The sequence below is a fragment of the Actinomadura sp. NAK00032 genome, from assembly GCF_013364275.1.
Taxonomy (GTDB): domain Bacteria; phylum Actinomycetota; class Actinomycetes; order Streptosporangiales; family Streptosporangiaceae; genus Spirillospora.
In genome coordinates this window covers 4150170-4172986 of sequence record NZ_CP054932.1, presented here as the reverse complement: position 1 = coordinate 4172986, position 22817 = coordinate 4150170, and the positions used below count along the sequence as shown (strand labels likewise).

Sequence of the window (22817 nt, the reverse complement as noted above, 5' to 3'; positions counted from 1 at the left end):
TCCACGGGCCGAGGAGAGTCCTGTCCAGGCGGACGCTAGCTCCGCGCCCGCGGGGCCCGGAACGGTCCTTTCACCCTTTCATCGAGGGGGTGCGACGGCAGGACCATACGGCCCGGACGGCGTCGTCCGGGCCGTGCCTCGCTGCGGGGTCAGCCCTTCGTGGCGCCGGCGGTGAGCCCTCCGATCAGCTGCCGCTCGGCGAGCGCGTAGAAGGCGATCGCGGGGACCATCGCCAGCACGATGTAGGCGATGACGAGCGCGTAGTTCGTCGAGTACTGCCCCTGGAACTGCTGGATGCCGACGGGGATCGTCTGCCATTTCGGGTCGGCGAGCACCAGCAGCGGCAGGAAGAAGTTGTTCCAGCTCGTCACGATGGCGAGGACGGACACGGTGCCGAGGGCGGGCCGCGCCATCGGCAGCAGGATGCGCCAGAAGAACCCGAACCGCGAGCAGCCGTCCATGATGGCGGCCTCCTCCAGCTCCCCGGGGATCGTCCGGAAGAAGGACCGCAGGATGATGATCGTGATGGGCAGCGCGAACGCGGCCTGCGGCAGGATGATGCCGAGCGGGTTGTCCAGCAGCCCGAACGAGCGCAGCAGGACGAACAGCGGCAGCACCGCCACCGCGGGCGGGAACATCAGCCCGGCCGCGAACAGCGTGAAGAAGAACTCCCGGCCCCGGAAGGCGTAGCGGGCGAACGCGAACGCCGCCAGCGCCGACACCGCGACCGTGATCACCGTGGTGGCGACGGCGATCAGCACGCTGTTGGCGATCTGCCGCCAGAAGTCGCCGGAGGACAGGATGCCGGTGTAGTTCGACACCTTCCACGGGTGCGGGAGCCCCAGCGGGTCCGCGGTGAGGTCGCCGGTGGTCTTGAAGCCGGAGATCACCGCGTACAGCAGGGGGACGACGACGAACGATCCGAGCACCCACACCAGCGTGTGCCGGGACAGGCTCCGCGCTGCGCCGCGGCCCGCGGTGCCCGCTCTCATCGGCGGCCTCCCGCGTTGGTGACCGCGCCCTGCAGGTCGCGGCGCAGCGCGTAGCGCTGGTACAGCAGGGAGAACACCATGCAGATGAGGAACATGGCGACGCTGATCGCGCTCGCGTAGCCCATCTGGTAGCGCTTGAAGCCGAACTGGAACATGGTGACGGCCATCGTCTCCGTGGAGTGCGTCGGCCCTCCCGTCGTGGTGACCCACACGAGGTCGAACAACTGGAGGGAGCCGATGACGGACAGGAACACGCTGATGCGCAGCGTCGGGCCGAGCAGCGGCAGCGTGACGCTGCGGAACCGCCGCCAGGGGCCGGCCCCGTCGATCGAGGCGGCCTCCAGGACCTCCGTCGGGATGCCCTGCAGCCCGGCGAGGTAGATCATCATGTGGAAGCCGAAGTACTTCCACGTCATGACGGCGAACAGGGTGGGCAGCGCGGTGTCGGGGTCGGCGAACCACCGGCCGGCGAGGTCGCCGAGCAGCGGCAGGTCCCCGACGAGCTTGTCGGCGAGCCCGGTGCCCGGCAGGAAGATGATGCCGAACAGGACGCCCGCGATCACCTCGGACAGGATGTAGGGCGCGAAGAAGATCGCCCGGTAGACCGCCCGGCCGCGCATCCGCTGGTTCAGCAGGACCGCGGTGCCGAGCGCGATCGGCAGCTGGACGGCGATCGAGAACACGATGATCAGCAGGCCGCGCCACAGGTCGCCGCGGAACACGGGGTCGTCGGCCAGCTTGCGGTAGTTGCCGAGGCCGGTGAAGTCCTCGGGCCAGCCGAAGCCGCCCCAGCGGAAGAAGCTCGTGTAGAACGCGACGAAGATCGGGATCAGGACGAAGAGGAAGAACAGCAGCAGGGCGGGCAGGAGGAACCAGGTGCTGGACGCCCAGCCGCGCAGCCGCTCCCCCGCCGACGCCTCCGGGCCCCGCCTGCGCGGGGCCCGAGCGGCGTGCCGCGGCCGGTCGTCGGTCGTGGCGGACAGGGTCATTGGCTCTTGGCCACCTTGGTGACCGACTCCGTGACCTGCTGGGGCGTCTTCTTACCGCCGATCAGCGCCGCCACGCTGTCGTTGACCTCCTGGCCGACCGCGGGCGGGAACGCCTGGTCGAGGTAGAGCTGGAACCCGGTGGAGCTGTTCAGCGCGTCGGCGACCAGCTTGCGGTTCTTGTCCAGCTCGCTCTCGGCGCCCTTCACCACCGGCATGAACGCGCCGGAGGAGACGAGCTTCTTCTCGTTCTCCATGTTCATCAGGAAGCCCAGGAAGTCGAGGGCCTCCTTGGGCGCGTCCTTGCTGAGCGCGTGCCCGTTGCCGCCGCCGAACACCTCGGTCGCCTGGCCCTGGCCGCCCTCCACGCTCGGGAAGGGGAACCAGCCGAGGTCCTCGCCCAGGTCCTTGCCGGAGGCGTCCTTCTGCACCGCGGGCGCCCACTGCCCCATCAGCTCCATGGCGGCCTTGCCGGCGCCCATGGTCGCGGCCTGCCCGCCGGGCGTGTCGTAGCCGGCGTTCTGGAAGCCCTTCTGGAAGGGGTCCAGGTCGGCGAGCTCCTTGAGCTTCTGGCCGGCGGAGACGAAGCCGGCCCCGCCGAAGTCGTTGGCCTTCTCGGCCTGCTGCAGCGCGGGCAGGCCGCCGATGCGCATCGCGAGGTAGGCCCAGTAGTACATCTCGGGCCACTTGTCCTTGCCCGCGACCGCGATGGGGGTGATCCCCGCGGCCTTGAGCTTGCGGACGGCGTCCAGGTACTCGGTCCAGGTCTTGGGGGTGTCCTTGACGCCGGCCTTGCTGAAGAGGGCCTTGTTGTACCAGAAGCCCACGCCGCCCATGTCGTACGGGATGGCGTAGGTCTTGCCGTCGAACTGGTAGGGCTTCTGCGACACCGGCGTCATCGTGTTCAGGATGGCGGAGCCGTCGGAGCCGACGTCCTTGACCAGGCCGGCGTCGATCTGCTGCTTGAGGACCCCGCCGCCCCAGGTGACGAAGATGTCCGGCAGCTTCCCGGAGGCGGTCAGCGCGGTCATCTTCGACTTGAACGCCTCGTTCTCCAGGTTGGAGAGCTTGATCCGCACGTTCGGGTGCGCGGCCTCGTACGCCTTGGCGATCTGCGGGTAGAGCGTCTTGGACGGCTCGGTGGTGGCGATGTCCATCCACTCGATGGTGACCTTGCCGCCGCCCCCCGAGTCGCCGTCGCCGCAGGCGGCGAGGAGGGGCGCGGCGGTGATCGCCACGGTGCCCGCGGAGACGGCGGTCAGGAACGAACGGCGCGACAGGTGCGGAATGCCCATGGTGGCCTCCTGGATCGGGGGTGGGCTTGGCCGGGACCGGCGGGCGGGGGGACCGTCCCGCTTCGAAAGCTTTTCGAAACTCTTCGAGCTTGCCGTTGCCGTGGAACTCTAAGAAAGGGCCACCCCAGGGTCAAGGCTTCGCCGCCCGTTGACCTAAATGAAATCTTGAGAAGTCGCAAGCGGGGGCTAGGACCGAGCGAAACATTGCGATACTGTTCGCAATCGTTTCCCTCGGGGAGGAGTGAAGCGTGCCCGTGCGCACCACCGATGAGATGCCGGACCCGCCGGCCCGGCCCACCCTGGCGCTGATCGCGTCGGAGGCGGGGGTCTCCCCCGCCACGGTCTCCAAGGTCCTGAACGGCCGCACCGACGTGGCCGCCGCGACCCGCGAGCGGGTGGAGGCGCTGCTGCGCACCCACAACTACCCGGGTCCGGGCGGCTCCCGCCGGGCCCGCAGGTCGGGCCTGATCGACCTGGTCCTCGCCGGCCTCGACAGCCCGTGGGCGGTGGAGATCCTGCGCGGCGTGGAGGCCGAGTGCGCCGAGCACGGCACCGGCGTCGTCGTCTCGCTCGTCCGCGACGACGACGCCCGGCCGCCGAGCTGGCAGAACCTGCCCGCGCTGCACCACAGCGACGGGGTCATCCTGGTGACGTCCCGGATGACGCGCCGCCACCGCGAGCAGCTGGAGCGGGCCGGTGTCGGCCTCGTCCTGGTCGACCCGGTGAACCTGCCGGACACCGACATCGCCAGCGTCGGCGCCACCAACTGGGCCGGCGGCCTCGCCGCCACCGAGCACCTGATCGAGCTCGGCCACCGCCGCATCGCGATGGTCGGCGGCCCCGCCGACATGCTCTGCACCCAGGCCCGCGTGGACGGCTACCGGACGGCGCTGGAGCGCGCCGGGATCGAGGTCGACAAGGACCTCGTCCGCTACGGCGACTTCCACCACCAGGGCGGGTTCGCCCGCACCCGCGAGCTGCTGGAGCTGCCCGAGCCGCCGACCGCGGTGTTCGCGGGCAGCGACGAGCAGGCCATGGGCGCCTACCAGGCGGCCCGGCTGGCCGGGCTGCGCATTCCCGAGGACCTCAGCGTCGTCGGCTTCGACGACCTGCCCACCTGCGAGTGGCTCTCGCCGCCGCTGACGACCGTCCGGCAGCCGCTGGAGGAGATGGGCCGCGTCGCGGCCCGCACCCTGCTGCAGCTGCTGGACGGCCGCCCGCCGCTGACCCCGCGCGTGGAGCTGGCCACCGACCTGCGTGTCCGCGCCTCCACCGCGCCGCCGCCCCCCACCCCGCCGGTCCACACGGAGGAACGATGACCGAAGCCGTCCCGGCCGCGAGCGCGACCCGCGAGCCCTGGCAGGACCGCGGATCGCCGGTCGCCGAGCGGGTCGCCGGCCTGCTGGCCCGGATGACGCCGGAGGAGAAGGCGGGGCAGCTCGCCGGGTTCTGGGCGATGCCCGCCGAGCCGGGCGAGCCGGTGGCCCCGATGGAGGACGACTCGCACGAGAGCGCCCCGGCGCTCGCCGAGGTCGTCGACCGGGGCCTCGGCCAGCTCACCCGCGTGTTCGGGACCGCTCCCGTCCCGGCCGCCGAGGGCGCCGCCCGGCTCCGCGAGCTGCAGCGCGCGGTCGCCGCCGGCAACCGGTTCGGCATCCCGGCGATCGCGCACGAGGAGTGCCTCAACGGCTTCATGACGTGGGGCGCGACCGTGTTCCCGAGCCCGCCGGCGTGGGGCGCCTCCTTCGACGCCGACCTGGTCGGCGAGATGGCCGCCGCGATCGGGGCGAGCATGCGCGCGGCGGGCGTCCACCAGGGCCTCGCGCCCGTGCTGGACGTGGTCCGCGACGCGCGCTGGGGCCGGACGGAGGAGTGCATCGGCGAGGACCCGTATCTCGTCGGCGTCCTCGGCACGGCCTACGTGAAGGCCATGGAGCGGGCCGGCGTCGTCACGACGCTGAAGCACTTCGCCGGCTACTCCGCCTCCCGCGCGGGCCGCAACATGGCGCCGGTGGCGATGGGGCCGCGCGAGTTCGCCGACGTCGTCCTCGAACCGTTCGCCATGGCGCTGCGCGAGGGCGGCGCCCGCTCGGTCATGCACTCCTACACCGACGTGGACGGCATGCCCGCCGCCGCCGACGAGCGGCTGCTGACCGGGCTGCTGCGCGGCGAGCTGGGCTTCACCGGCACCGTCGTCGCCGACTACTTCGGCATCTCGTTCCTGGAGACCCGGCACCGGGTGGCCGGGTCGCGGGGCGAGGCCGGCGCCCTGGCGCTGCGCGCCGGGATCGACATGGAGCTGCCGACGGTCCGCTGCTACGGCGAGCCGCTGATCGAGCTGGTCCGGTCGGGGGCCGTCCCCGAGGAGCTGCTGGACCGGGCCGCGGGCCGGGTGCTGGCGATGAAGGCCGAACTCGGCCTGCTGGACGGCCTGCCCGGCGACGGCGACGGCCGGGCCCTGGACCTGGACCCGCCCGAGCACCGGGCGCTCGCGCGGCGGCTGGCCGAGGAGTCGGTGGTGCTGCTGGCCAACGACGGCGTGCTGCCGCTGCGGTCCGGCGACGGCGTCGTCGTGGCGGGGCCGCTCGCGGACGACCCCTTCGGGATGATGGGCTGCTACACCTTCCCGGCCCATGTCGGCCGCCGCCACCCCGAGCTGCCGCTCGGCGTGGAGATCCGCACCGTGGCGGACGCGCTGCGCGCCGAGCTGCCCGGCGTCCGGGTGGCGGGCTCGAAGGACGTGCTCGTCGCCGACGACGCCGACATCCGGGCGGCGGCCGACGCGGCCGCGGACGCCGGGGTGTGCGTGCTCGTGCTCGGCGACCGGGCGGGGCTGTTCGGCCGCGGCACCTCCGGGGAGGGCTGCGACGCCGAGACGCTCGCGCTGCCCGGGCGGCAGGCGGAGCTGGCCGAGGCCGTGCTGGACACCGGCACGCCCACGGTCCTGGTGATGCTGACCGGGCGCCCCTACGCGATCGAGGGCCTCGCCGACCGCGCCGCCGCCGTCGTGCAGGCGTTCTTCCCCGGCGAGGAGGGCGGCCCGGCGGTCGCCGGCGTGCTCGCCGGGCGGGTCGATCCGTCCGGGCGGATGCCGATCAGCGTGCCGCGCCGCGCGTCCGGCCCGCCGGTCACCTACCTGCGGTCGCTGATGGACGGCGGGCACGACTGGAGCGCCGTCGACCCGGTCCCGCTGTACCCGTTCGGCCACGGCCTGACCTGGACGACGTTCGAGTACTCCGGCCTGGAGGTCGGCGAGCGCGCCGCGACGGACGGGGCGGTCACGGTGAGCGCGGTCGTCCGCAACACCGGGGACCGCGCGGGCACGGAGGTCGCCCAGCTGTACCTGTCCGACCCGGTCGCGTCGGTCGTGCGGCCGGTGCGCCGGCTCGCCGGGTGGGCCCGGGTGCGGCTGGAGCCGGGCGAGGCGGCCCGGGTCGCGTTCGAGGTGCACGCCGACCGGACCTCCTTCACGGGGGCCGATCTGCGGCGCGTCGTCGAGCCGGGCGTCGTCGGGGTCGAGGTCGGGCGGTCGAGCGCGGACCTGCCGCTGCGCGGGTCGTTCACGCTGGACGGGCCCGTCCGGGAACCCGGCCCCGACCGGGTCATGACCGTCCCCGTCGAGGTGACGCCGCTGTGACCCGGTTCTCGAACCCGGTGCTGCCGGGGTTCCATCCCGACCCGTCGGTCTGCCGCGTGGGCGGCGACTTCTACCTCGTGACGTCCACGTTCGAGTGGTTCCCCGGGCTGCCGGTGTTCCACAGCCGCGACCTGGTGCACTGGCGGCAGGTCGGGCACGCCCTGGACCGGCCCGACCAGCTGCCGCTGGACGGGGTGCCCGCGTCCGGCGGCCTGTACGCGCCGACCCTGCGCCACCGCGACGGCACCTTCTACCTGGTGTGCACCCTGGTGGACGGGGCCGAGTGGTCCGGGCACTTCGTGATGACCGCGTCCGACCCGGCGGGGCCGTGGTCGGACGCGCACCGGCTGGACGGCGCGGGCATCGACCCGTCGCTGTTCTTCGACGACGACGGCCGCGCCTGGTGCACCGGCACCCGGCTGACCGGGCGGTACGAGGGGCACACCGAGATCTGGCTCCGCGAGTTCGATCCGGAGGCCCTGGCGCTGACCGGTGACGAGCACGTGATCTGGGACGGCGCGGTGAAGGGGTCGATCTGGTCGGAGGGCTCCCACCTCTACAAGATCGACGGGCGGTACCACCTGCTCACCGCGGAGGGCGGCACGGCGCTCGACCACGCGGTGATGATCGCGCGCTCCGACACCGTGACCGGCCCGTACGAGGGGAGCCCGCGCAACCCGGTGCTGACCCACCGGAACTTCGGCACCGGCCACCCGATCGTCGGCACCGGGCACGCCGACCTGGTGGACACGCCGGACGGCGAATGGTGGATGGTGCTGCTGGCGATGCGCCCGCACCGCGGCGACCGCTGCGTCCTCGGACGCGAGACCTTCCTGGCCCCGCTCGCCTGGGAGGACGGCTGGCCCGTCACCGGCGGGCGCGTCGAGCCGAGCCATCCGGTCCCGTCGCTGCCGCCGCATCCGTGGCCGGCCGTGCCGCGCGGCGGGCGGTTCGACGGCCCGGAGCTCGGCCCGGAGTGGAACATGCCGCGGCCGCCGCGCGAGCGGTGGTGGAGCCTGGCCGAGCGGCCGGGGCACCTGCGGCTGCGCGTCCGCCCGGAGGGCCTCGCGGACGTCGCCAACCCCTCCTTCGTCGGCCGCCGCCAGCAGCACCACGACTTCGCGGCCTTCACCGCGCTGGACTTCACCCCGGCGGACGAGGAGTGGGCGGGGCTCGCGCTCGTGCAGAACAACGACTTCCACGTCCTGCTGGTGTCGGCGCCCCAGGGCGTGCTCCTGGTGAAGCGCGAGCAGGGCGTCGAGACGGTGCTCGCCATGGCGCAGCCCGCTCCCGGACGGGTCGGGCTGGGTTTCGAGGCCCACGGGCGCTGGTACCAGGCGTCCTACAGCGCGGAGCCGGGCACCTGGACGCCGCTCGGCGACCCCGTGGACGGCGACATCCTGACCAGCCAGGTCGCGGGCGGCTTCACCGGCGCCTACATCGGCCTCTACGCCACCTCCAACGGGCGGGCGAGCGCAAACCACGCCGACTTCGCCTGGTTCGAGTACACCCCGCTCCAGGGCCCGCTCTAGAGCAGCAGCGCGGGGTCGGCGATCACGCGTTCCACCACCAGGCCGGCGGCGCCGAGGACGGCGGCGCCCTCGGCCAGGCCGGAGACCTCGACCGGCGGGACGCCCCGCCGCAGCGATCCCGAGCCGCCCGCGAGGACGTCCCGCAGCGGGGGCCGCACCCAGTCGGCCAGCGGGGAGAAGACGCCGCCGAGGACGATGGTGTCCGGGTCGATCAGGTTGACGACGGAGGCGAGCGCGCCGCCGAGCGCCCGCCCGGCGCGCGCCACCGCGCCGAGGGCGGCGGCGTCGCCCGCCTCCAGCCGCGCGACGAGCCGGCCGACCGAGCCCCCGGGCCCGCCGGCGGGCCGCGTCGCCGGCAGGCCGGCCGCGCGCAGCATCGCCTCCTGCCCGGCGACCTGCTCCAGGCAGCCTCGCCCGCCGCAGGAGCAGGGCGGGCCGGCCGGCTCGGCGACGAGGTGGCCGAGCTCCCCGGCGAAGCCGTGCGCGCCGCGGAACACCCGCCCGTCCACGACGATGCCGGCGCCGATCCCGATCTCGCCGGAGACGTGCACGTAGTCGCCGAACCGGGCGCCGCCGCCGAACCACAGCTCGCCGAGGGCGGCGAGGTTGGCCTCGTTGTCGTACTCGGCGGGCAGCGGCGCGGCGAGGCCGGGCGCGGCGGTGACGGGGACGTCGGTCCAGCCGAGGTTGGGGGCGTGCCGGACCACGCCGTTCTCGCGGTCGAGCAGGCCGGGCAGCGCCACCGCCGCGCCGGCGACGGCGAGGCCCTGCCCGGCGGCGGCCGCGACCGCCTCGGCGGCGAGCGCGGACAGCGCGGCGAGCACCGCGCCGGGCTCGCGGCCCCGGTTGTCGGCGCTGACCACGTGCCGGTAGCGGACCTGCTTGGCGAGGTCGAGGACGCAGGCGGCGAGGTAGTCCACGTTGACCTCCAGGCCCAGCCCGGCGGCGCCGTCGCCGTGCAGGGAGACGCCCACGCCGGGCCGGCCGCGCTCCCCCTCGTGGACGGGCGCGCCGTCCCGCACCAGCCCGGCGCCCTCCAGCAGGGCGACGAGGTTGGAGACGGTGGTCTTGGTGAAGCCGGTCAGCTCGGCGAGCCGCGCCCTGGTCACGGGCTGGTGGCGGGCGACCCGCTCCAGCACGACGGCGAGGTTCCGCTCGCGCATCGTCGCGTGCCGGACGGGGGCGTTCGCTGACTTTGTCATGAATGAACCCTAAATGAAACGAGACTATAGGCAGGGCCACGGCCCTCTGCTACGTTAATTAGTCCAAGCTCTTTACGAAAGGGGGCGGGATGGCCGAGAGCCTCGTCGCGGGCGTCGACTCCTCCACGCAGTCGACCAAGGTCGTCCTGTGCCGCGCGGCGGACGGCGCCGTGGTCGCGGAGGCGTCCGCGCCGCATCCCGACGGCACCGAGTGCCACCCGGACCACTGGTGGAACGCGCTCTCCCAGACCCGGGAGCTGCTGGAGCGGGCCGACGCGGTCGCCGTCGGCGCCCAGCAGCACGGCATGGTCGCGCTCGACGGCGCCGGCGAGGCCGTCCGGCCCGCGCTGCTGTGGAACGACACCCGCTCGGCGCCGCAGGCCCGCGCCCTCGTCGCGGAGCTCGGCGGTCCGAAGACGTGGGCGGAGCGGACCGGCAGCGTGCCGCTCGCCTCCTTCACCGTCACCAAGCTGCGCTGGATGGCCGAGCACGAGCCGGACAACGCGCGCCGCACCGAGCGGGTCATGCTCCCGCACGACTGGCTGACCCTGCGGCTCGGCGCGGCCGAGCCGGTCACCGACCGGGGCGACGCGTCCGGCACCGGCTACTGGTCCCCCGCGACCGGCGCCTACCTGCCCGACCTGCTGCGCGCCGCGCTCGGCCGCGACGCCGAGCCGCCGCGCGTCGCCGCCCCCGGCGAGACGGTCGGCGAGACCGCCTGGGGCGCCGCCCTCGGGCCCGGCACCGGCGACAACATGGCCGCCGCGCTCGGCCTCGGGCTGCGGCCCGGCGACGTGGTCGTCTCGATCGGCACGTCCGGCACGGCGTTCGCGGTCGCGGACGCGCCCGCCGCCGACCCCTCCGGCCTGGTCGCCGGGTTCGCGGACGCGACCGGCCGGTTCCTGCCGCTCGTCTGCACGCTGAACGCCGCGCGGGTCCTGTCCGCCGCCGCCGCGATGACCGGCGCGTCGCTCGACGAGCTGTCGGCGCTCGCGCTCGCCGCCGAGCCCGGCGCCGGCGGCCTGACCCTGCTGCCCTACCTGGACGGCGAGCGCACCCCCGACCGCCCGGACGCGACCGGCGTCCTCGCGGGGCTGACCACCTCCAACGCGACGCGGGAGAACGTGGCGCGGGCCGCGGTGGAGGCGCTGCTGTGCTCGCTCGCCGACGCCGTCGACCACCTGGCCGCGCAGGGCGTCCGGCCCCGCCGCACGCTGCTGATCGGCGGCGGCGCCCGGTCCGCCGCCGTCCAGGCCCTGGCCCCGGCGATCCTCGGGACGCCGGTGACAGTGCCCGAGCCCGCCGAGTACGTCGCGCTCGGCGCCGCCCGCCAGGCGGCCTGGGCGCTCGCCGGAACGCCGGAGCCCCCGGCGTGGCCGGCGCCGCCCGCGACCGAGCACACGAGCGACCGCACCGGGGCGGCCGTCCGCGAGCGCTACGCGGCGCTGCGCGACCGCGCCCCGGAGATCTGAGGAGGAACCCATGAGCGACTACACGCCCACGCCCGAGGACCGGTTCTCGTTCGGCATCTGGACGGTCGGCTGGCAGGGCGTCGACGTGTTCGGCCCCGGCACCCGGCCGCCGATGCCCGCCGACCGCGCCGTCCGCGAGCTCGCGGAGATCGGCGCCTACGGCGTCAACTTCCACGACAACGACGTGTTCGACTTCGACGCCTCGCCCGGCGAGCGGCAGGAGAAGGTCAACGCGTTCCGCAAGGCCCTCGAGGAGACCGGCCTCGTGGTCACCACCGCCACCACCAACCTGTTCGGGCACCCGGTCTTCAAGGACGGCGCGTTCACCGCCAACGACCGCGACGTCCGCCGGTTCGCGCTCCGCAAGGTCATGGACAACCTCGACCTCGCCGCCGAGCTCGGCGCGAAGACCTACGTGTGCTGGGGCGGGCGCGAGGGCGCCGAGTCGGGCGCCGCCAAGGACGTGCGGGCCGCGCTGGACCGCTACAAGGAGGCGTTCGACGTCCTCGGCGCCTACGTCGCCGACCAGGGCTACGACCTGCGGTTCGCGATCGAGCCGAAGCCGAACGAGCCGCGCGGCGACATCCTGCTGCCCACCATCGGGCACGCGCTCGCGTTCATCCAGACGCTGGAGCGCCCCGAGACCGTCGGCCTGAACCCCGAGGTCGGGCACGAGGAGATGGCCGGCCTCAACTACGCGCACGGCCTCGCCCAGGCGCTGTGGCAGGGCAAGCTGTTCCACATCGACCTGAACGGGCAGCACGGCCCCCGCTACGACCAGGACCTGCGCTTCGGCGCCGGCAACGCGCGCGGCGCGTTCTGGGTCGTCGACCTCATCGACGGCAGCGACTACGACGGCCCGGTCCACTTCGACTTCAAGCCGCCGCGCACCGAGGACGACGCGGGCGTGTGGGAGTCGGCGGCGGCGTGCATGCGCAACTGGCTGATCCTGCGGGAGAAGGTCCGCGCGTTCCGCGCCGACCCCGACGTCCAGGACGCCCTCCGCCAGGCCAAGGTGGAGGAGCTCGCGCGGCCCACCCTCGCCGAGGGCGAGGACTGGCGCTCCGTCCGCGGCGCCACCGCCGACGCCGAGGCCCTCGGCGCCCGCCGCACCGCGTTCGAGCACCTCGACCAGCTCGCCCTGGAGCACCTCTACGGCGTGCGCTCCTGACCGAGCGGCTCGAAGTCCGCCCGGAAGCCCGCCCCGCCTCCCCGGGGGCGGGCTTCCGCCGTGCCGCGGCGACCCCGGTGCGCGGACCGCGGACCCCGCTGAGAGAGTGAAGGGACGCCGTCCCGGGGAGGCCGATCGTGCGGGTTCTCATCATCGGCGCCGGGGTCGGGGGCCTGGCCGCCGCCGCGGCGCTGCTGGCCGACGGCCACGAGGTGCGGGTCGCCGAGGCGGCGGACGCCCCGCGCACCGGCGGCGCGGCGGTGACGCTGTGGAGCAACGGGACCGGCATCCTGCGCGCCCTCGGGGCGGCGCTGGACGGCGCCGGCGCCCCGATCGACGTCATGGAGCAGTACGGCGCGGACGGGCGGCGCCTGGTCTCCATCGACGTCGCGCGGGCGGCGCGGGTGCACGGCCACCCCAACGTCTGCCTGCCGCGCCGCCGCCTCCTCGGACTCCTCGCGGCCCTCCTGCCGGACACGGTGGTCGAGTACGGCCGCGCCTGCACCGGCGTCGTCCAGCAGGGCGGGACGGTGCGGGCCGAGTTCGCCGCCGGGCCGCCCGCCGAGGCCGACCTGCTGATCGGGGCCGACGGGCGGCGCTCGGTCGTCCGGACCCACGTGTGGGGCCGCGACCCCGGCGAGCCCACCGGCTGGGGCACCTGGCAGGGGCTCGGGCCCGTCCCGGTCGCGCTGGCCTCCTCGCGCCGCTGCATGATGATCACGGGCCGGGGCGGGAGCTGCGGGCTCATGCCCGCCGGGGACGGCCTGCTGCAGTGGTGGTTCGACATGCCCTGGTCGCCGGACTGGCCGCCGGACGCGCCGCCGCTCGCCGCGCCGCTGGCGGAGATCCGCCGCCGCTTCGGGCACTGGTGCGCGCCCGTGCCCGACGTCCTGGCCGCGGTCGGGGACCGCGACGTGGAGCTGTTCCCGCACTACCGCCACCGCGTCCCCCGCAGGTGGAGCTCGGGGCGCGTCACGCTCGCCGGCGACTCCGCGCACTCGATGCCGCCGACCCGGGCGCAGGGCGCCAACCAGGCCCTGGAGGACGCCTGGACGCTGGCGGCCGCCCTGCGCGCCGCGCCGGGCGACGTGCCCGCGGCCCTGCGCGCGTACGAGCGCAGGCGCGCACGGAAGGCGGGCATCGTCGCCCGGCACGCCGCCCGCGAGGACATCAACCGGCTGCCCGCGGTCGTCTCCCGCCTCGTCCCCGACGGCCTGACCGGCGTCTACTACACGCGCTGGCTGCGCCGGGTCAGCGACTTCCTGCCCTGACTAGGGCGCCGCCAGCGCCTCGGTCGGGGCGAGGCGGGCCGCCCGGACGGCCGGGTACAGGCCCGCGACCGCGCCGATCAGCAGCGTGGCGAGGACGCCCCCGGCCATCGCCCACACCGGGACGACGGTCGGCCAGCCCTGCGACACCGCGAACACCGCGGTCACGGCGATGCCGATGGCCACGCCGCCGACGCCGCCGAGCGCGGCGAGCAGCTGCGACTCGGTGAGGAACTGCAGCCGGATCTGCCCGCGGGTCGCGCCGAGGGCGCGGCGCAGCCCGATCTCGGCGCGGCGCTCCAGCACCGAGATCACCATCGTGTTGGCGACCCCGACACCGCCGACCAGCAGCGCGACGGCGCCGAGGCCTAGCAGCAGCCCGGTGAACGCCTGGTCGGCGGCGTCCCGCGCGGCGAGCGCGTCGGACGGTCGGCTGACCTCGACCTCGGTCGGCGCCTGCGGGTTCGCGGTGGCGGCGAGCAGGTCGCGCACCTTCTCCACCGCGTCCTCGCGGGCGCGGGTGAAGACGGTGGTGGGGTGGCCGTCGAAGCCGAGGTGCACGGCGGCGGCGTCCCATCCGACGAGCGCGGTGGAGTCCACCTCCGGCACCAGCTCGTTCGGTTCGAGGATGCCGACGACCGTGAACCACTGCGAGCCGAGCCACACCTGGACGCCCGGCGCCGCCACGCCGAGCCGGTCGGCGCTGTCGGCGCCGAGCACCACGGCCGGGTACTTCGCCGTGCCCGCGTTGAGCCAGCCGCCGGCGGCCGTCCGGAGGCCGACGGTGGCCGGCAGGTCCAGGCGCGCCGCGCGGACGGCGATGCCGCCGGTCTGCCCCTCGGGGATGCGGTCGTTGCGGTAGACGCTGACGTCCAGCGTCGCGGTCGCCGACGCCGACTCCACGCCCGGGATCCGGGCCACCATGCCGACCGCCTGCTCCGGCAGTTCCGCGTTCTCGCCGAACAGGTCCTGGCCGGGGCCGACCGTGAGGAGGTTGGTGCCGAGCCGGTCGAGGGCGGCCTGGAGCTGGGCGCGGCTGGAGGTCGAGATGCCGACGACGCCGATCATCGCGGCGATCCCGATCGCGATGCCCAGCGCGGACAGGAACACCCGCGCGGGGCGCGTCCGCAGCCCCGCGGCGCCGACGCGCAGCGCGTCCCCGGGGCCGAGCCGCGCCGGGACGTGCCCGGCCGGGGCGCTCACCGCGCCGCCTCCGCCCGCGCGCCGTCGCGGACGACGCGGCCGTCGCGCATCCCCACCTGGCGGGGCAGCAGCGCGGCGATGTCGCGGTCGTGCGTGATGAGCACGACGGTCGTGCCGGCGCCGGCCAGCTCCCGCAGCAGGTCCAGCACGCCCGCGCCCGAGGCCGAGTCCAGCGCGCCGGTCGGCTCGTCCGCCAGCAGCAGCGCCGGCTCCCCGACGACCGCGCGGGCGATCGCGACCCGCTGCTTCTCCCCGCCGGACAGCTGGTGCGGCCGGTGCCCGAGCCGGTGCCCGAGCCCGACGCGCTCCAGCGCGTGCCGGGCCAGGCGGCGCCGCCGCGCGAGCGGCACGCCCCCGTACAGCAGCCCGTCCGCGACGTTGTCGAGCGCGCTCACCCCGGCGGCGAGGTGGAACTGCTGGAACACGAACCCGATCCGCCGGGCGCGCAGCGCCGACAGCCGCCGGTCCGTCAGCCGCGACACGTCGGTGCCCTCGACCAGGACGGTGCCGGAACTCGGCCGGTCGAGCGTGCCGAGCAGGTGCAGCATCGTCGACTTCCCGGACCCGGACGGCCCGACGATCGCGACCAGCTCCCGCTCCGCGACGGCCAGCGAGACGCCGTCCAGCGCCGTGACTCCGCCCGGATAGGTCTTGGTGACCTCTCTCAGCTCCACGACGGCCGTCACGAGGGCACCCCGACCTTCATGCCCTCGGCCAGCCCGTCCCCCGAGATCTCGACGTCGCCCGCGGTGAACACGCCGGTGGTCACGGGGACCGTCCGGACCCGTCCGTTCTCCACGACCTGGACGGCGTAGCCGCCGTCGCCCTGCGCGAGCAGCGCGCCGATCGGCACGGCGAGGACGCCGCGGCGCCGGCTCGTGGTGAAGCGCACCGTCACCGGCGCCTTGTCGTAGGAGCCGAGCCTCTTCTGGGAGCCGACCGAGATCTCGATCTCGACGGTGGCCGGCTTGTCGTCCCTCACCTGCTTGGCGACCTTACCGACCGAGGAGACCTTCCCCTTGACGGTGTCGCCGGACGGCAGTTCGATCTCGACCTCCGTGTTCTCCTTCACGAGCCGCTGGTAGCGCACGTCCAGGTCGACGCTCACCAGGCGGGTAGTGCCGGTATAGGTGAGGACCGGCCCGCCCATACGGTCGCCGACGTTCGCCTTGCGCTCGGCGACCCGGATCCGGCGCGCCGCGACGACGGCGGAGCCCGGCGCGACCCGGCCGCTCTCGGTCACCCCGAGGTCGTCCTGCCAGCGCTTCACGGCGGCGGCGGTGGAGGCGCCGAACGTCTCGTCGACGGTGAACCCGGTGTAGCCGAGGGCCCGCAGGTTCCGTTCGAGCTGCAGGACGTCGGCGCCCTCGGTCCCCTCGGCGAGGGTCCGGTACAGCGGCAGCCTCCCGTACAGCAGCGGCACGGGCTTGTCGTCGACGCGGTACACGGGCCGGCCCCGGGTGACGACCGAGCCGGGCCCGGCGAGCCAGGTGAGGACGCCGTGGCCGGCGCCGGTGACGGTGCGGGCGCCGCCGTAGCCGAGCGTCCCGTCCACGTCCTGGGTCTCGGCGAGGGTGGTCCGCTGGATCGGCGCGGTCGCGGGCGGCAGGCTCCGGTGCGCGGCGGCCGGCTCGTCGCCGCCGAGCCCGAGGGTCGCGAGGCCCGCGCCCCCGGCCACGGCGACCCCGGTCGCGGTCAGCACGATGGTGCGCTTCCCGACCACTAGTTCGTTCTCGCCGGCTTGGACGGCTCGGGGTTGAACTTGGCGCACGCCTTCTGCGCCTCCTTGAACCGGGTGCTCTCGGGGTCCAGTCCGGTACCGGGGCCGGCCTGCAGCAGCATGGAGCCGTCGGGCTTGGGGTCGGGGAACTTCGTGATGCCGTTGTCGCGCATGCACTGGGAGAACTTGCGCATGCGGGCGATCTCCTGCGGGTCGGGCTTGCGCGGCTTGCCGCCGTTCGGCATCAGGTGCGCGCATTTGCGCTGCGCCGCCTCGGCCTCGCCGGTGTTGCGCGGGCGGCCGGCCTGGCCGGGCTCGGCGGACGAGCGGATCTCGACCTTGCCGTCCTTCGGGTCCGGCATGTCCACCCCGTTGGCGCGCATGCACTGGGCGAACTTCCGCATCTTGTCGTCGTCGCTCGCGCCCTTGGCGGGGCCGCCCGCCCCGGTGCCGCCGTCGCCCCCGCACGCCTGGAGCCCCAGGCCGAGGGCCGGGACGAGCGCCAGCGCCACGAGCATCTGTCGTCGCATCGGTCGATCTCCTCGGTCGTCCGCACCGGACCGGTCGCCCGGCGCCGAGCGCAAGTCCACCGCCGGCGCGATAACCCCGGCGTAACCGGATCGCGTTATGCCGGCGTTACGCCCGCTCCCCCAAGCTGGACCGGGCAGGAGCGGGCAGGGACGGCGGGCGGACAGGGGGACGGCGGACGTGCGGATACTGATCGCCGAGGACGAGCGGATGCTCGCCGATTCGATCGCCGAGGGGCTGCGGGCCGAGGCGCTCGCCGTGGACGTGGTCTACGACGGGGACGCCGCGCTCGAGCGCCTCGGCGTGAACGACTACGACGTGCTCGTCCTGGACCGGGACCTGCCCGTCGTGCACGGCGACGACGTGTGCCGCGCGGTGGTGGAGTCGGGCGCGCTCGTCCGGGTGCTGATGCTGACCGCCGCCGTGGCCGTCCCGGCGCGGGTCGCCGGGCTGCGGCTCGGCGCCGACGACTACCTGACCAAGCCGTTCGCGTTCGAGGAGCTGGTGGCGCGGATCCAGGCGCTCGGCCGGCGGGCCCGCCCGGCCGCGCCGCCGGCGCTGGAGCGCGCCGGGATCCGGCTCGACCCGGCCCGCCGCGAGGTGTACCGCGACGGCCGGTACGTCCACCTGGCGCGCAAGGAGTTCGGGGTGCTCGCCGAGCTGCTGCGCGCGCAGGGCGCGGTGGTGTCCGCCGAGCGGCTGCTGGAGAAGGTCTGGGACGAGCACACCGACCCGTTCACCAACACCGTCCGGGTGACGCTGATGAAGCTGCGCCGCAAGCTCGGCGATCCCCCGGTCATCGAGACCGTCCCGGGAGTGGGGTACCGCATTCCATGACGCACGTCACCGAGCGGCTGCGGCCGACGATCCGGATGCGGCTCACCCTGCTCTACACGGGCCTTTTCCTGTGCGCCGGGATCGTCCTGCTGGGGCTGACCTACCTGCTGTTGAAGAACAGCCTGCCGCAGCAGGCCGACCCGGTGGACGTGAACCAGGTCTTCACGGGCTCCGCCCCGGAGTGGTCGCTCACTCGGCAACCCGACGGGCCGCCGGGGGAGACCACCGTCCGGCGGGTGGAGGGGGTGCTGACCAAGGAGCGCGAGACCTACCGGCGGGAGACGCTGAACGCGCTGCTCACCCAGGGCGGCGTCGCGCTCGGCCTCGTCGCCGCCGCCGGGCTCGGGTTCGGCTGGCTGCTCGCCGACCGGGCGCTGCGCCCCGTCCACACGATCACCGAGACGGCGCGGCGGGTCGCGCGCAGCCACGACCTCACCGAGCGCATCTCCTACCGGGGGCCGCGCGACGACGTCAAGGAGCTGGCCGACACCTTCGACACCATGCTCGGCCGGCTGGCGCGGGCGTTCGACGGGCAGCGGCGCTTCGTCGCGAACGCCTCCCACGAGCTGCGCACCCCGCTCGCCATCAACCGGACCCTCGTGGACGTGGCGGTGCGCCGCCCGGACGCCACCGACGACGTCAAGCGGCTCGGCGAGTCGCTGCTGGTGGTGAACGGCCGGCACGAGCGCCTCATCGACGGCCTGCTCACCCTCGCCGGCTCGGAGAACATCGCGGTGGACGCGGCGCCGCTCGACCTCGCGGAGGTCGCCGGCCACGTCCTGGAGCAGGCCGGCCCGCAGGCCCGGGACCGCGGGCTCACCACCGGCCGCCGGCTCGGCCCGGCGCCCACGGCCGGCGACCCGGTGCTCGTCGAGCGGCTGGTGCAGAACCTGGTCGAGAACGCGGTCCGGCACAACCGCGACGGCGGCGAGCTCGCGGTCGCGACCCGCGGCCGGGACGGGTGGGCGGAGATCACCGTCACCAACACCGGGCCGGTGGTGCCCGGCTACGAGATCGAGACGATCTTCGAGCCGTTCCGGCGGCTCGGCAACGACCGGGTGCGGTCCGACCGCGGCTCCGGGCTGGGCCTGTCGATCGTCCGGGCGACCGCCACCGCGCACGGCGGCACGGTCACCGCGCAGCCGCGTCCCGGCGGCGGCCTCACCGTCACCGTCCGGCTGCCCTCCCGCGTGCCCGCCGCCGAACACGCGGCGCCCGGGACGGGAGAGCCGGCGCGATCGGGGTAGCGTCAGCCCAATGATCAGTGCGCAACTGCTCACCGACGGGTTCGGCAGGATCAGGGAGGTCGTCCACGGCGCGGTCGGCGGGCTCACCGCCGACGAGCTCGCCCACCGGCCGGCGGACGGGGCCAACTCGATCGCGTGGCTCGTCTGGCACCTGACCCGCGTCCAGGACGACCACGTCGCCGGCGCCGCCGGCACCGGCCAGGTGTGGACCGACGACGGCTGGGCCGACCGGTTCGGCCTGCCGCTGGACGTCCTCGACACCGGCTACGGGCACACGCCCGACGACGTCGCGGCGGTCCGGGTCGAGTCGGCGGACCTGCTGACCGGCTACCACGACGCCGTCCACGACCGCACCGCCGAGTACGTGTCCGCGCTGGCCGACGGCGACCTGGACCGCGTCGTCGACCGCTCCTGGGACCCGCCGGTCACGCTCGCCGTGCGGCTGGTCAGCGTGCTCTCCGACGACCTGCAGCACGCCGGCCAGGCCGCCTACGTCCGCGGCCTGCTCGAACAGGGCTGAACGCGGGCGGCCGCCGGCGAACGCGGAGCCGGCTAGGCGTCGCCGAGCGGGACGCGCCAGACGAGGACGGTGCCGCCGCCCGGCCGGTCCCGCGTGGTGAAGGACCCGCCGTGCCCCTCGGCGCGCTCGCGCATGTTGCGCAGGCCGCTGCGGCGGCCGCCCTCGGGGATGCCGCGGCCGTCGTCCTCGACCCGCAGGGTGAGGTCGTCGCCGACGTCGACGACCACGGCGGCCTCACTGGCGCCGGCGTGCCGGGCCACGTTCGACAGGGCCTCCCGGACGACCGCGAGGAGGTCCTCGCCGACCGCGTCGCCGACGGCGGTGTCCAGCAGCCCGGCGAGCCGCACCGACGGCGCGAACCCCAGCCGCTCGGCGGCGGCGTCGACCACCGTGTGCGTCCGGCTGCGCAGCGACTCCTCGTCGGGCGGCGCCTGCAGCGCGAAGATGGTGGAGCGGATCTGCCGGATGGTGTCGTCCAGGTCGTCCACCGCCCGCCGCACCCGCGTCGCCACCTCCGGCCGCTCGGTGATCTTGACGGCGGACATCAGCGTCATCGCGGTCGCGAACAGCCGCTGGATGACGGTGTCGTGCAGGTCCTTGGCGATCCGGTCGCGATCCTCCAGCAGCGTCAGCCGCTCGGTGTCGCGGCGCCGGTCGGCCAGCTCCAGCGCGACGGCCGCCTGCCCGGCGAACGCCTCCAGCAGCCGCCGGGTCTCGTCGGTGAACGGCGCGCCGCCCGGCGGGTCGATCACCACGATCGTGCCGCGCGCGGCGGCGCCGGTGCCGAGCGGCACCACCAGCAGCGGTCCGACCGGCGCCTCCCCCGGCGCCCCGGCCTCCCGCCCCGCCGCGGAGCCGTCGGCCAGCCGCAGCGCCGCGCCCTCGGCGAGGACCCTGCCCGACACCGAGCTCTCCAGCGGCAGCCGCGTCCCCAGCAGGTGCCGGGCGCCGTCGCCGTCGACCGCCTCCACCACGGCCTCGCCGCGCGCCTCGTCCACCAGGGCCACGCCGCTCAGCCGCGCCCCGGCGATCTCCCGGGCGCGCCGCGCGACGAGGTCGATGACCTCGCCGGTGCCGGTGCCCGACAGCAGCGCCGTGGAGATCTCCGCGGACGCCTCCAGCCACCGCTCGCGGCGCCGCGTCTCCTCGTACAGCCGCGCGTTCTCGATCGCCACGCCCGCGGCCGTGGCCAGCGCGGTCACCACGACCTCGTCCTCGGCGTCGAACTCGCCGCCGCCGGCCTTCTCGGTCAGGTACAGGTTGCCGAACACCTCGTCCCGGACGCGGACCGGCACCCCGAGGAACGTGCGCATCGGCGGGTGGTTCGGGGGGAACCCGTAGGAGTCCGGATGCTCCCCGAGGTCGGGCAGCCGGATCGCGTGCGGCTCGCGGATCAGCAGCCCGAGGATGCCGCGGCCGTGCGGCCAGTGCCCGATCGCCTCGGTCTCCGCCTCGCTCACCCCGGCCGTGACGAACCGGGCGAGCCGCTCGCCGTCGTCGCCGATGACGCCGAGGGCGCCGTAGCGCGCGTCGACCAGGGCGGTGGCGGCCTCGGTGATCCGCCGCAGCACGGTCTCCAGGTCGAGTTCGCCGCCGATCGAGACGACCGCCTCCAGCAGCGCGTGCACCCGGTCGCGGGTGGCGCGGGCGGTGTCCAGCCGCGCCTGCAGCTCGGCCAGCAGATCGTCCAGCTTCAGCTCCGGCAGGACGAGCCGTGCGCGCTCCTCCCCCGAGCGGGGCTCCTCACTCACACCGCCCAGTATTCCGGCCGGGTCCCGGACGCCGGATCCAGGGCCGCGGTAACGGCCCGGGGCGCCCGTCCGCGGCGGCGGCGATGAGGCGGGACCACCGGGCGCCGATGTGGTCCAGGTCATGGCGGCGCACCGACCGCAGCGCGCGCTCGCCGAGGCGGTCGCGCAGGGCCGGATCGCTGATCAGCTTGCGCAGTGCCGCGGTGAGCGCGTCGACGTCGCCGTTCGCGACGAGCAGCCCGTCCGCGCCGTCGGCGATCAGCTCGGCGGGCCCGTGCGGGCAGTCGAACGACACGACCGGCAGGCCCATCCCCATGGCCTCGATGACGACCATCGGCATGCCCTCGCGGCGCGACGACAGGGCGTAGACCGACGCGCGCCGCATCTCGGCGGGCAGGTCGGCGGTGCGGGGGCGCAGCTCCACCCGGCCGGTGAGGCCGAGTTCGCCGATCAGCGCGAGCAGCCGGTCCCGCCGGGCGCCCGACCCGAAGATGCGCAGCGTCCAGTCGGGGTACTCGGCGGCGATCGGCGCGAAGGCGCGCATCAGCAGGTCGAAGCCCTTGGTGCGGACGAGCCGTCCGGCGGCGAGCACGACCTTGTCCTCGCGCCGGGAGGGCGGGCCCGGCAGCGGCGGCGCGGCGTTCGGGATCCGCGCGATGCGGACGCCGGTCCCGGCGAGCGCCCGCGCGTAGTCGGTGCGGGCGGCCTCGGTGAGGGTGGCGAGGACGGTCAGCCGCCGGTACCCGCGCACGACCTGGCTCCGGAGCGCGGGCTGGTAGGAGCCGAGGTTCATGTGGTCCTGCCCGATCACGGCGACGCCGCGCGGGGCGAGTTCGGCGGCCAGCAGGACGAGGGAGGGCCGGGTCCCGATGAGGACGTCGGCCGGTGTGCCGTACAGGGCGCGGACGAGCCGGACGTCCGTCCACAGGGTCATGTGGCGGAAGGACGCCTCGTCGGCCGGCACGAGGAGGCTCGGCAGCCGGCCCAGGAGCCGGGCGGGCCGGCCAGGCCGGGCGAACCGGTCGTCGGCGTAGGTGACCGCGACGCCGGCGGGCAGCGGGTAGAACGCCTTCTCGCTGCCCTTCAGCGCGCTGACGATCTCGACGTCGTGGTCGCGGGCCAGGTGGCCGCACAGGTTGAGCACCGTGCGGATCGTGCCGCCGGTGCCGTGCGCGTTCTGCAGCAGGACGCGGACGCGGAGGCGGTCGCCGCGCCGGTGGTCCGCCGCGGGCCGCCGCCACCGCAGCGGGCGCAGCGCCAGGAGCGCCGCGCGGCGCAGGACCCGGTGGGCCCTGCGCCGGACGCGGCGGCGCAGGCGCAGCGGGCGTGCCGGCTCGTTCACCTCGTCCCCGATCGCAGAGGTCCGTTTCCGGCCCTGTGCCCCCTTCGGGACGGGTCAACGCCAACCGGTGGTCAACGCCCTTCCCGGTCATGCCCGGTCATGCCCGGTCATGGT

The 22817-nt window shown here is 75.0% G+C and carries 19 protein-coding genes; 9 read left to right on the top strand and 10 right to left on the bottom strand.

Annotated elements, in window-relative coordinates; all coding sequences use genetic code 11:
- Nucleotides 1-149: 149 nt before the first annotated feature.
- The 3 genes from HUT06_RS19435 to HUT06_RS19425 are packed head-to-tail and all read right to left on the bottom strand — an operon-like array spanning nucleotide 150 to nucleotide 3273.
- A complete protein-coding gene (locus tag HUT06_RS19435; protein ID WP_176197037.1) occupies nucleotides 150-992 on the bottom strand; it encodes a carbohydrate ABC transporter permease in 843 nt (280 codons plus the stop codon).
- Nucleotides 989-1981 (bottom strand): carbohydrate ABC transporter permease, encoded by a 993-nt coding sequence (locus HUT06_RS19430; RefSeq protein ID WP_176197036.1) that lies wholly within the window; start codon nucleotides 1979-1981, stop codon nucleotides 989-991. The genes HUT06_RS19435 and HUT06_RS19430 overlap by 4 nt, the downstream gene beginning before the upstream one ends.
- On the bottom strand, nucleotides 1978-3273 hold the full coding sequence (locus HUT06_RS19425; RefSeq protein WP_176197035.1) for an extracellular solute-binding protein: 1296 nt from the start codon (nucleotides 3271-3273) through the stop codon (nucleotides 1978-1980). Before HUT06_RS19425 ends, HUT06_RS19430 begins: the two co-directional genes overlap by 4 nt.
- Before the next feature lie 272 nt (nucleotides 3274-3545).
- Between HUT06_RS19425 and HUT06_RS19420 the strand changes: the two genes are divergently transcribed.
- The 3 genes from HUT06_RS19420 to HUT06_RS19410 are packed head-to-tail and all read left to right on the top strand — an operon-like array spanning nucleotide 3546 to nucleotide 8442.
- Nucleotides 3546-4592: a LacI family DNA-binding transcriptional regulator gene (locus tag HUT06_RS19420; RefSeq protein ID WP_176201471.1), complete on the top strand. Its 1047-nt coding sequence runs from the start codon at nucleotides 3546-3548 to the stop codon at nucleotides 4590-4592.
- A complete protein-coding gene (locus HUT06_RS19415; RefSeq protein WP_176197034.1) occupies nucleotides 4589-6910 on the top strand; it encodes a beta-glucosidase in 2322 nt (773 codons plus the stop codon). The genes HUT06_RS19420 and HUT06_RS19415 overlap by 4 nt, the downstream gene beginning before the upstream one ends.
- Complete coding sequence (locus HUT06_RS19410; RefSeq protein ID WP_176197033.1) at nucleotides 6907-8442, top strand: glycoside hydrolase family 43 protein; 1536 nt, start codon at nucleotides 6907-6909, stop codon at nucleotides 8440-8442. Before HUT06_RS19415 ends, HUT06_RS19410 begins: the two co-directional genes overlap by 4 nt.
- Here the strand turns inward: HUT06_RS19410 and HUT06_RS19405 are convergent.
- Nucleotides 8439-9644 carry an ROK family transcriptional regulator gene (locus HUT06_RS19405; RefSeq protein WP_176197032.1) on the bottom strand — a complete coding sequence of 402 codons (1206 nt, stop codon included), beginning with the start codon at nucleotides 9642-9644 and terminating at the stop codon, nucleotides 8439-8441. The genes HUT06_RS19410 and HUT06_RS19405 overlap by 4 nt on opposite strands.
- An 89-nt stretch (nucleotides 9645-9733) precedes the next feature.
- On the opposite strand from HUT06_RS19405, the gene xylB reads away from it, so the two are divergent.
- The 3 genes from xylB (at nucleotide 9734) to HUT06_RS19390 (ending at nucleotide 13558) form a co-directional block, all read left to right on the top strand.
- Nucleotides 9734-11116 (top strand): xylulokinase, encoded by a 1383-nt coding sequence (gene xylB / locus HUT06_RS19400; protein ID WP_176197031.1) that lies wholly within the window; start codon nucleotides 9734-9736, stop codon nucleotides 11114-11116.
- Between the two features lie 10 nt (nucleotides 11117-11126).
- Entirely contained in the window at nucleotides 11127-12287 is a 1161-nt protein-coding gene (gene xylA / locus HUT06_RS19395; RefSeq protein ID WP_176197030.1) for a xylose isomerase, read from the top strand.
- Between the two features lie 137 nt (nucleotides 12288-12424).
- The gene (locus HUT06_RS19390; RefSeq protein ID WP_176197029.1) at nucleotides 12425-13558 is read left to right on the top strand and encodes an NAD(P)/FAD-dependent oxidoreductase; all 1134 of its coding nucleotides are present in this window, start codon (nucleotides 12425-12427) and stop codon (nucleotides 13556-13558) included.
- On the opposite strand, the gene HUT06_RS19385 is transcribed toward HUT06_RS19390, so the two are convergent.
- From HUT06_RS19385 to HUT06_RS19370, 4 genes are read right to left on the bottom strand one after another with little or no spacing between them, the layout of a single operon-like run.
- Nucleotides 13559-14758: an ABC transporter permease gene (locus HUT06_RS19385; RefSeq protein ID WP_176197028.1), complete on the bottom strand. Its 1200-nt coding sequence runs from the start codon at nucleotides 14756-14758 to the stop codon at nucleotides 13559-13561.
- Nucleotides 14755-15444, bottom strand: a complete 690-nt coding sequence (locus tag HUT06_RS19380; protein ID WP_176197027.1) for an ABC transporter ATP-binding protein — start codon at nucleotides 15442-15444, stop codon at nucleotides 14755-14757. The genes HUT06_RS19385 and HUT06_RS19380 overlap by 4 nt, the downstream gene beginning before the upstream one ends.
- The gene (locus HUT06_RS19375; protein ID WP_176197026.1) at nucleotides 15441-16529 is read right to left on the bottom strand and encodes a peptidoglycan-binding protein; all 1089 of its coding nucleotides are present in this window, start codon (nucleotides 16527-16529) and stop codon (nucleotides 15441-15443) included. The genes HUT06_RS19380 and HUT06_RS19375 overlap by 4 nt, the downstream gene beginning before the upstream one ends.
- Entirely contained in the window at nucleotides 16481-17008 is a 528-nt protein-coding gene (locus HUT06_RS19370; RefSeq protein WP_176197025.1) for a hypothetical protein, read from the bottom strand. The genes HUT06_RS19375 and HUT06_RS19370 overlap by 49 nt, the downstream gene beginning before the upstream one ends.
- Before the next feature lie 178 nt (nucleotides 17009-17186).
- On the opposite strand from HUT06_RS19370, the gene HUT06_RS19365 reads away from it, so the two are divergent.
- Genes HUT06_RS19365 through HUT06_RS19355 form a run of 3 tightly spaced genes read left to right on the top strand, consistent with a single transcriptional unit; the run spans nucleotide 17187 to nucleotide 19610 of the window.
- Nucleotides 17187-17843, top strand: a complete 657-nt coding sequence (locus tag HUT06_RS19365) for a response regulator transcription factor (protein ID WP_176197024.1) — start codon at nucleotides 17187-17189, stop codon at nucleotides 17841-17843.
- Entirely contained in the window at nucleotides 17840-19090 is a 1251-nt protein-coding gene (locus HUT06_RS19360) for a HAMP domain-containing sensor histidine kinase (RefSeq protein ID WP_176197023.1), read from the top strand. The genes HUT06_RS19365 and HUT06_RS19360 overlap by 4 nt, the downstream gene beginning before the upstream one ends.
- A 10-nt stretch (nucleotides 19091-19100) precedes the next feature.
- Nucleotides 19101-19610 (top strand): DUF664 domain-containing protein, encoded by a 510-nt coding sequence (locus HUT06_RS19355; protein ID WP_176197022.1) that lies wholly within the window; start codon nucleotides 19101-19103, stop codon nucleotides 19608-19610.
- Nucleotides 19611-19642: 32 nt separating this feature from the next.
- Here the strand turns inward: HUT06_RS19355 and HUT06_RS19350 are convergent, their stop codons facing one another.
- Both HUT06_RS19350 and HUT06_RS19345 read right to left on the bottom strand, forming a co-directional pair.
- Complete coding sequence (locus HUT06_RS19350; protein ID WP_217711906.1) at nucleotides 19643-21361, bottom strand: GAF domain-containing sensor histidine kinase; 1719 nt, start codon at nucleotides 21359-21361, stop codon at nucleotides 19643-19645.
- Nucleotides 21354-22703, bottom strand: a complete 1350-nt coding sequence (locus HUT06_RS19345; RefSeq protein WP_254715272.1) for a glycosyltransferase family 4 protein — start codon at nucleotides 22701-22703, stop codon at nucleotides 21354-21356. Before HUT06_RS19345 ends, HUT06_RS19350 begins: the two co-directional genes overlap by 8 nt.
- Nucleotides 22704-22817: the final 114 nt, after the last annotated feature.

Coding starts and splice junctions, on each gene's coding strand:
- HUT06_RS19435 (WP_176197037.1), bottom strand. CDS start 992: ATGAGAGCGGGCACCGCGGGCCGCGGCGCAGCGCGGAGCCTGTCCCGG.
- HUT06_RS19430 (WP_176197036.1), bottom strand. CDS start 1,981: ATGACCCTGTCCGCCACGACCGACGACCGGCCGCGGCACGCCGCTCGG.
- HUT06_RS19425 (WP_176197035.1), bottom strand. CDS start 3,273: ATGGGCATTCCGCACCTGTCGCGCCGTTCGTTCCTGACCGCCGTCTCC.
- HUT06_RS19420 (WP_176201471.1), top strand. CDS start 3,546: ATGCCGGACCCGCCGGCCCGGCCCACCCTGGCGCTGATCGCGTCGGAG.
- HUT06_RS19415 (WP_176197034.1), top strand. CDS start 4,589: ATGACCGAAGCCGTCCCGGCCGCGAGCGCGACCCGCGAGCCCTGGCAG.
- HUT06_RS19405 (WP_176197032.1), bottom strand. CDS start 9,644: ATGACAAAGTCAGCGAACGCCCCCGTCCGGCACGCGACGATGCGCGAG.
- xylB (WP_176197031.1), top strand. CDS start 9,734: ATGGCCGAGAGCCTCGTCGCGGGCGTCGACTCCTCCACGCAGTCGACC.
- xylA (WP_176197030.1), top strand. CDS start 11,127: ATGAGCGACTACACGCCCACGCCCGAGGACCGGTTCTCGTTCGGCATC.
- HUT06_RS19370 (WP_176197025.1), bottom strand. CDS start 17,008: ATGCGACGACAGATGCTCGTGGCGCTGGCGCTCGTCCCGGCCCTCGGC.
- HUT06_RS19360 (WP_176197023.1), top strand. CDS start 17,840: ATGACGCACGTCACCGAGCGGCTGCGGCCGACGATCCGGATGCGGCTC.
- HUT06_RS19355 (WP_176197022.1), top strand. CDS start 19,101: ATGATCAGTGCGCAACTGCTCACCGACGGGTTCGGCAGGATCAGGGAG.